This window comes from Candidatus Termitispirillum reticulitermitis (assembly GCF_054655775.1).
Genome location: NZ_BAAIHG010000212.1, coordinates 1 through 660 on the forward strand (window position 1 = coordinate 1; position 660 = coordinate 660).

Here is a 660-nt window from a genome sequence, read left to right on the forward strand (position 1 = left end):
TAAAGATTGCGCCGGAAAAAAAGTGGCTTTTATCCCGACTGCCGCCCTTCACGAAAAAATGAATTTCTATGTCGGCAGCGACAAGAAGGCATTGACCAAACTTGGTATGGTTATAGACGAGTTGGAAGTTTCAAGCATTCCAAATAAGGAAATAGCGACAAGAATCGCCGCCGCCGATTATGTATTCGTTGAGGGAGGCAACACCTTTTTTCTGTTGCAAGAACTCCGTCGTTCCGGCGCAGACGGGTTGATTGCCGAGCACATCAGGAAAGGAAAGTTATATATCGGGGCGTCTGCCGGCTCAATGGTAATTTCCAAAGACATTGAGTATGTCAGATATATGGATAATCCAAAGGCTGCGCCAGATTTGAACGGCGACTTTACGGGGCTTTCCATTGTTGATTTTTATGTAGTGCCACATTGCACGAACTTCCCATTCAAGAAAGCGACAGAAAAGATAATCAAGGAATATTCCGATAAGTATGATTTGCGCCCGATAAGCAACAATCAAGCAATCATTATTGATGGCAAGAAAACCGAAATTTTAATTGCCTAATTCGCTTGTGCCAGCTCGCAAATAGCGCAATAACCCGAATGGGGGAAACTCGTTGACAACGTCTTGCAATCCGCATACAATATCCCCCACTTTATTTTATAAGG

At 43.8% G+C, this 660-nt stretch carries 1 protein-coding gene; it reads left to right on the plus strand.

All coding sequences use genetic code 11. The annotated features are described in order from the left end of the window. Positions 1-22 precede the first annotated feature (22 nt). Complete coding sequence (locus AC1MDJ_RS08345; protein WP_479690450.1) at positions 23-556, plus strand: Type 1 glutamine amidotransferase-like domain-containing protein; 534 nt, start codon at positions 23-25, stop codon at positions 554-556. Positions 557-660 lie beyond the last annotated feature (104 nt).